This is a genomic window from Collinsella sp. AF04-24 (genome assembly GCF_003465685.1).
Taxonomy (GTDB): Bacteria; Actinomycetota; Coriobacteriia; order Coriobacteriales; family Coriobacteriaceae; genus Collinsella; species Collinsella aerofaciens_AP.
Map to the genome: position 1 here is coordinate 71,900 of NZ_QSBK01000012.1, position 6,778 is coordinate 78,677.

Here is a 6,778-nt window from a genome sequence, read left to right on the forward strand (position 1 = left end):
GATCTCACACTTGGCATGTTCGGTCCCCTTTGGGGTACCATGAAGAGCGTCTGTATTTCGATTCATTTGGGAGGCTTGTATGAGTCCCATTCAAATCGCCTTGCTGCTACTTGCCGTTGCCGGCGTGTGGGCTGTTATCGAGCTCGCGCTCACGCTGCGCAAGACGCGCACCGTCGTTGATTCGCTTGACAAGACGGTGGGAGACCTCAACAACACGCTCGCCGAGGCACAGCCCGTGGTGGCAAAGCTCGATGGTGCCGTTGATGAGCTTACACCGGCACTTGCTCAGGTGGAGCCGCTCCTCAAATCGAGCAAGACTGCCGTTGACGCCCTGACGTCCAACCTTGTTGAGGTTGAGGCGGTCGTTCGCGACATTTCTCAGGTCACGGGCAGTGTGGCCGAGGCCAGCAATGCCGTGTCGAGCGTGACCGACTCTGCGGCCGGTGCCGTGCAGAAACTGTTTAACAAGGTGAAGGCTCCTGCAGCCGACGCCGATCGCAAGCTCGCCGCTGCCGCCGAGGCCGAACAGCCTACCGAGCACGTTCTGATTGGTGAGGCTGAGGACGAGGCCGCCGATGGTGCAGATACGGCTCAGAAGCCCGCAGCCAAGCCTGCTCAGTATTACACCTATACGCCCGCCGAGACCTCCGAGGAGTCCTGCGATGAGTAACGAAGCAACCTGCCCCATTACGCTGAGCGTTGCCGGTGATCCGCGTCTCGCGCGCTTGGTGCGCATGACGGCCGCCAACGTCGGCGCCCTGTGCTCTATGTCCGTCGATCGCATCGAGGATATCCGCATGGCTGCCGAGGAGGCCTTCATCTTTGGGTGCACCGCGGTCGACTGCGACGATATCTCGATCACATTCGATGTCGACGAGTCTCATGTGGGTATGACCTTTACCTTTGGCGATCAGGCGACTGTCGATGAGGATGACCAGGCTGCCGTGTATGCCGAACTCATTCTTGCAAGCGTGTGCGATTCCTACGAAAAGACCGCGGCGCCCCTGACGCTTTCCCTCGACCTCAAGGCGGATATCTAATATGACCGAACGTTCCCGGAGCGGTAAGACCGCTTGGGACAAGGAGAAAACCCGCGAGCTGTTTCGTCGCTACAAGGAGACCGGTGATCCGGATGCCCGCGAGCAACTCGTCATGTCCCACATGAACCTGGTAAGGTTTCTTGCCAACAAGTTTAAGAACCGCGGTGAGCCGCTCGATGACCTTTTGCAGGTCGGCTATCTGGGCTTGCTCAAGGCTATCGACCGTTTTGACCCTGAGCGCGGGCTCGAGTTCACGACGTTCGCCACACCTACTATTCTGGGTGAGATTAAGCGCCACTTCCGCGACAAGGGCTGGAGCGTGCGCGTGCCGCGTCGTCTGCAGGAGCTCTCGGCCAAGGTTAACCAGGCCACCGACAAGCTCACCAACGAGCTACAGCGTTCTCCTAAGGTTGAGGAAATCGCCGAATATCTGGACGTGACCGTCGACGAGGTGCTCGAAGCTATGGAATCGTCCTCGGCCTACACCTCGGTACCCATCGAGGCCCCCGGTGCGTCCGATTCCGACGATGCGCCTTCGATTCTCGATCGCTACGCCGACGACGACAACGAGCTCGACTTTACCGATGACCGTCTGGTGATTGAGGAGGCCATTCGCGATTTCTCCCCGCGCGAGCGCGAGGTGATCGAGCTGCGCTTTGTGAAGGGCATGACCCAGATCGAGATCGCCAAGAAGCTGGGCATCTCCCAGGTGCAGGTTTCGCGTCTGCTGCGCCGTACGCTTAAGAAGATTCAGGACAAGATTGACCCCGACGGAGTAATGGTTCGTTCATGAGTGAACACCCCCAACAAACCGATCGCGTGCTGCGCGACACCCGCATTCTGACGCTGCGCATTTGGGCCGTCGTCGGCTGCATCGTGATCGCTGCCGTCATCTTTAACCTCATGGGGATTCTGGCGCCGGTTATTGAGTTTTTGGCCGTCGGCTCCATTATTGCCTTTGTGATGTCGCCGATCACCAACTGGCTCGAGCATCATGGGGTGGGCCGTGGCATCGGCTCGCTCATCGCGCTCATTGTGGTCGTAGCCGTGCTCGTCGGTGTCGTCTGTATCCTGTCGCCGATTCTCTTTGGCCAGATCATGGAAGTCCTGAGCCGCCTGCCTGAGCAGCTACGTGTTGCGGGCAGCGACCTTAATGAGATGATCTCGCGCGCCAAGACGCTCAACAACACGCCGGTCAAGGAGTACCTGGACGATAACCTTTCTTCGCTCGTTACGGTGGCGTCCAAATATGTCTCACAGATTGCCGCCGAGCTCGGCCGCGGCGTGTTCCCGCTTATCACCAACACGGCCTCACAGCTGTTCGTGATCTTTTTGGGTCTGGTGCTTGCCTATTGGCTTGCCTGCGATTATCCCCGTATGCACCACGAGGTCTGCACCATCATCGGTCAGGAAAAGGAGACCTCGTACCGCTTTATGGTCGCGATTCTTTCGCGCTCAGTCGGCGGTTACATGCGTGGCATGGTCGTGACGTCCATCTGCGGTGGCATCCTTGCCTTTATCGGCTTTACGATCATCGGGCATCCGTATGCGGCGCTCATGGCCATCTTTACCGGCATCATGCACTTGGTCCCGGTTGTCGGTCCCTGGGTGAGCGCGGCGATTGCCACGGTGCTCGGGTTTATGTTTAGCCCGATGCTGGCGTTGTGGACCTTGGTTGTGACCATGGTGGCACAAAATGTCACCGATAACGTCATTTCGCCTAAGGTCATGCAGAGCTCGGTGCAGGTGCATCCTATCATGAGCCTCACGGCCCTGGTTATTGGCTCGGCGCTTATGGGCCCCATCGGCATGGTTATCGCCATCCCGCTGTGCGCGGCCCTCAAGGGTATCTTCGTGTACTACTTCGAAAACGAGACCGGCCGCCAGCTCGTGGCCTACGAAGGTGCCGTGTTTAAGGGTACGCCGTATCGCGATGCCGAGGGTAACCCGGTTGCCGCCTATGACGCGCTTGGCGATGACACGTTCATCTATGAGTCCGAGCTCATCGGCAATGAGACCGCGCCCGAGGCCAAGGCCATGCCCAAGCCCGAGTTCGATAATTCATGGATCAAGCTCTCGGGTCTTCAGCCCGACGCGACGGGCTTTTTCAAGAACCCCTTCGCCAAGGATGACGATTCTAATACGGACGACGACACCAAAACCGGCATAGACGGCTCCATGGATGATTCGGATTCTAAATAGGTCTTTTTAACGTTTCTTGATGTTGTAAAAGACAAGAAACACGAGCAAAGCGATTGATAAGGGGCCGGCTACATAGAAATAGAGAACGTCAATTGCGCGAAGAGGGCAATAGGCCTTATCGCCGGACATTACTGCATATAATACGTAGCCAAATGCTGGTTGGTTTGAATACCAGTGGGAGAAGGCCAAGAGCGCTAAAAGTGCTACAACCAGAAGTGCATTCAGGATAAATCGTTTGGTATTCATCTGTCGTTCCTTCCGGATGATTCTTATATAGTATTTTCATATTAAAAAAATAGTTAATCCTAAGACTAACTGCTTTGTGTGTATGGATATAAAACCCGACTTCCGAGAATAAAATGCAAAAGTGGTGCTAAGACACTCCGTCTTGAGTTGCCTCGAAGTCGAGCTTCGTGTTCAAAATTGCATCAACTTCGCTCTTTTTCAGGTAGTAGTTGCCCAGCGGCTGACCGCTCAGCCGCTCGAGTTCGTCGAGGAGCGAGGAAGAGCGTGACAGATTCACATACTTGCGCGGCGAGGCTTCCACTACCCTGAACCCGCGCGCAAACGCCACGATCTCTTCTGAGCTGTACCTGTTGCCGAGCACCTTCACCTGTAAAAGGCGCAGCAGTAGCACCGCGATATAGCATACGAGGAAGTGCCCTTTGATGCTGTTTGGTTTCTGCAAGTACACCGGTCGTGCGTCCAGCTGCGACTTCATCACGCGGAACGATTCCTCGATGCGCCACAGATTGTGGTACGCATCGTAGATTTCACTTGCCGGCATATTGACCTCTGAGGTCACAATCATGTTGTAGCCTGCGAGCGACCGCGCCCGCTCGATTGCCTCGCGGTTGAGCGAGCAGGCTACCTGCATGCCGTCGGGTACCTCGCCGTCGGCGTCGACTGCGGTGAAGGTCACGTATCTGGCGCTGTCGCCGTACTCGGACTTCTTCGCCGCGGCAAGGCGCAATGACCTCGCCTTCTCAATCTGCCGGTTTATCTCGGCGAGCTGCTTTTTGGCGAGCTTGGGGCTGTAGGTGGCCACGCGCTTCTCGGGCAGCGCCACCGCTCTTTTCTTGCCGTTCTCGCTGTTGACCTTGTACTCGAAGTCGCCGACGACCTTCTTGTAGCTGTAGCGCGCTTGGCCGTCGACCCCTGCGACATCGACCCAGCCCTCGTCGGAGAGGACCCATGCGAGCTCCGCTCTTGGCAATTGCTTGACGGACTTGGAGAAGATGTAGCCGTCTCCCGACAGCACGGCATCGGCGACGTTGTCCGCGCAGTTCAAGCCTTTGTCGGCCACGCGTACGACCTTGCCGGTCACGCCCGCGCGCCGTCTCATCTCGTCGATCGCCCGCTTCAAGACGGGCTTTTCGCTTTCGTTGCCGGGGTATATTCTCATACCTAAGGGCACGCAGTCAGCGTCGAGCAAGAGGCCCATGCCGACGATCGGATCGGCCCTCCTCTCCTTGGATGGCCCCTTGCGGCGAAGCTCGTCTTCGCGGTCGATCTCGAAGTAGAAGTTCGTGCAGTCGAAGTACGTACGCGAGGTTTCGCGCGGCCACACGTCGGCGATGGCATGGTTGTAGGCCTCGATGACCTTGGGATACTCGGCTCCTAGAAACCCCATGCCGTCGTAGAGCTGGTCGAGGGAGAAGCCTTCGCTGCCGAACATGGAGGGCAGTACGTCGTGGAAGGTCCTTCGCTTGGAGCAAGGGGCGCACAGGCGCGCGTAGACGAGCTCGGAGAGCAGGTCTGAAACGGAAAAGCGCAGCCCGCCTGCAAGCTGCAGGTACCTCAGGTCGCCGAGCGCGCCCAGGCGCGCGTCAAGCGCTTTGAAGGGGAAGTGGCCGAGCATGCGCTCGGGGGTGGACCCGCCGACGCGCCTTGCCCGCTCCTCGATTTTTCTTGCTCTGCGCTCGGCATTCATTGAATCTACCTTGGCTTTGAAGTGCGCGACGGGGTCGGCGATACCGGCTTGCCTGAGCTCATGCTCATAGCCCAAAGCCTCGACTGAGCGGTGTGCCGTCTGCCTCCTGGCGGGGTCGTAGAAGCTCTCGTAGATCTGGAGGTAGAGCCCTTTCTTGTTGGTCGATTTCTTCAGGAAGTACGCCATGTTGCCCCCATGTTCGTCGTAGCACCATAGCACCATTTTATAATGATAACAAGAAGAACTTTGTCAAATCCGCCCCAAAACGCAAAAAACCAGCCCGGCGGCTGGTTTCGAGGTGAAAAGGTGGTCTCTGGTTCTAAAGAGTTCTGGTGCTAAATCCTAAAGACGGGTATTCATCTGTCGTTCCTTCCGGATGATTCTTATATAGTATTTTCATATTAAAAAAATAGTTAATCCTAAGACTAACTGCTTTGTGTGTATGGATATAAAATTGTCAAACTGAAATTTTGTTATTTCATTTTTTCTTGACATTCGCTACATTCTTTATCGTGAATAGAAATAATGCCACCGCATTTAGGACAAGTATATTTTATTTTCTGCTGTTCCATGAAATGTTCCAAACCATGTTCTTGAACAAAACGGCTATTTTCTATAAGACTTGCTTGATACCGTTTATTATAGCTTTTTTCAAGATTTTTAATCAACTTACATGGATATTCAGCACATTCAAAACAATAGGATAACGATTTTCCTTTGATGCAATCCTTTATTTTGCATTTACGACAATGTTCTGGTTTCCCTTTATCACTATTCAAGCACCCAGAACAAGGTTTTTTATTGTAACAGTGCTTATAACAAACCTTACAATTCATTCCGCATGGGGCAAACATGCTTATATCAATTTTTTCTTTTGACATTTTCATAGTTGTTTGCTCCTTTCATTTTGGGTATAAAAATAGCACTCCAATAAGAACGGCTGGAAATAGAAAAGGAACGTCATTTTAGGCGTTCCATAGTCTATAAGTTATTCAATTTTTTCTTGTTTCAATACTGACGTGCTGCACCATATCTTTGCATATCTAGGAAAACTTGCGTATCAAGGCTCATTCGTTAGTAGTAAATAAGTAGTAAATTGATGTGCTTGTTTCCTTGAAAATGCTGATAGAATCTGTGTTTTAGCGGATAATCACATTTTTATTGTGTTTTTATAATAAATTAGATGCTAAAAATTTGTAATTAAGAAGGAGTGATTACATGAACAAAAATATAAAATATTCTCAAAACTTTTTAACGAGTGAAAAAGTACTCAACCAAATAATAAAACAATTGAATTTAAAAGAAACCGATACCGTTTACGAAATTGGAACAGGTAAAGGGCATTTAACGACGAAACTGGCTAAAATAAGTAAACAGGTAACGTCTATTGAATTAGACAGTCATCTATTCAACTTATCGTCAGAAAAATTAAAACTGAATACTCGTGTCACTTTAATTCACCAAGATATTCTACAGTTTCAATTCCCTAACAAACAGAGGTATAAAATTGTTGGGAATATTCCTTACCATTTAAGCACACAAATTATTAAAAAGGCTCTGTTAGACCAAGGTTGACATAAAAACGATGTCACCGCGAGGCGGT

7 protein-coding genes and 1 pseudogene are annotated in these 6,778 nt (G+C 52.6%); 5 read left to right on the forward strand and 3 right to left on the reverse strand.

Translation table 11 applies throughout. The annotated features are described in order from the left end of the window. The first annotated feature begins 79 nt into the window (after window positions 1–79). From DWV32_RS06270 to DWV32_RS06285, 4 genes are read left to right on the forward strand one after another with little or no spacing between them, the layout of a single operon-like run. On the forward strand, window positions 80–670 hold the full coding sequence (locus tag DWV32_RS06270) for a hypothetical protein (RefSeq protein ID WP_117757602.1): 591 nt from the start codon (window positions 80–82) through the stop codon (window positions 668–670). After that, window positions 663–1,040, forward strand: coding sequence for an ATP-binding protein (locus DWV32_RS06275; protein ID WP_117757603.1), 378 nt, complete (start codon window positions 663–665; stop codon window positions 1,038–1,040). The genes DWV32_RS06270 and DWV32_RS06275 overlap by 8 nt, the downstream gene beginning before the upstream one ends. 1 nt (window position 1,041) lies before the next feature. Then, window positions 1,042–1,833: an RNA polymerase sigma factor SigF gene (locus tag DWV32_RS06280; RefSeq protein WP_117583446.1), complete on the forward strand. Its 792-nt coding sequence runs from the start codon at window positions 1,042–1,044 to the stop codon at window positions 1,831–1,833. Next, on the forward strand, window positions 1,830–3,242 hold the full coding sequence (locus DWV32_RS06285; protein WP_117757604.1) for an AI-2E family transporter: 1,413 nt from the start codon (window positions 1,830–1,832) through the stop codon (window positions 3,240–3,242). Before DWV32_RS06280 ends, DWV32_RS06285 begins: the two co-directional genes overlap by 4 nt. A gap of 6 nt (window positions 3,243–3,248) precedes the next feature. Here DWV32_RS06285 and DWV32_RS06290 read toward each other — a convergent pair whose 3' ends face one another. The 3 genes from DWV32_RS06290 to DWV32_RS06300 all read right to left on the reverse strand — a co-directional run bounded on the left by DWV32_RS06290 (window position 3,249) and on the right by DWV32_RS06300 (window position 6,062). Beyond that, on the reverse strand, window positions 3,249–3,488 hold the full coding sequence (locus DWV32_RS06290) for a hypothetical protein (RefSeq protein WP_117583448.1): 240 nt from the start codon (window positions 3,486–3,488) through the stop codon (window positions 3,249–3,251). A 127-nt stretch (window positions 3,489–3,615) separates the two neighbouring features. Then, entirely contained in the window at window positions 3,616–5,361 is a 1,746-nt protein-coding gene (locus tag DWV32_RS06295; RefSeq protein WP_199576994.1) for an IS1634 family transposase, read from the reverse strand. Between the two features lie 287 nt (window positions 5,362–5,648). Next, window positions 5,649–6,062, reverse strand: a complete 414-nt coding sequence (locus tag DWV32_RS06300; protein ID WP_117757606.1) for a DUF3795 domain-containing protein — start codon at window positions 6,060–6,062, stop codon at window positions 5,649–5,651. Between the two features lie 331 nt (window positions 6,063–6,393). Between DWV32_RS06300 and DWV32_RS06305 the strand changes: the two are divergent. Next, window positions 6,394–6,741: pseudogene (locus DWV32_RS06305) on the forward strand (rRNA adenine N-6-methyltransferase family protein); the annotation flags it as partial. Window positions 6,742–6,778 lie beyond the last annotated feature (37 nt).

Bases quoted from the DNA above. Each gene is read 5' to 3' on its own strand.
- DWV32_RS06270 (WP_117757602.1), top strand. From the start codon at position 80: ATGAGTCCCATTCAAATCGCCTTGCTGCTACTTGCCGTTGCCGGCGTG.
- DWV32_RS06275 (WP_117757603.1), top strand. From the start codon at position 663: ATGAGTAACGAAGCAACCTGCCCCATTACGCTGAGCGTTGCCGGTGAT.
- DWV32_RS06280 (WP_117583446.1), top strand. From the start codon at position 1,042: ATGACCGAACGTTCCCGGAGCGGTAAGACCGCTTGGGACAAGGAGAAA.
- DWV32_RS06285 (WP_117757604.1), top strand. From the start codon at position 1,830: ATGAGTGAACACCCCCAACAAACCGATCGCGTGCTGCGCGACACCCGC.
- DWV32_RS06290 (WP_117583448.1), bottom strand. From the start codon at position 3,488: ATGAATACCAAACGATTTATCCTGAATGCACTTCTGGTTGTAGCACTT.
- DWV32_RS06295 (WP_199576994.1), bottom strand. From the start codon at position 5,361: ATGGCGTACTTCCTGAAGAAATCGACCAACAAGAAAGGGCTCTACCTC.
- DWV32_RS06300 (WP_117757606.1), bottom strand. From the start codon at position 6,062: ATGAAAATGTCAAAAGAAAAAATTGATATAAGCATGTTTGCCCCATGC.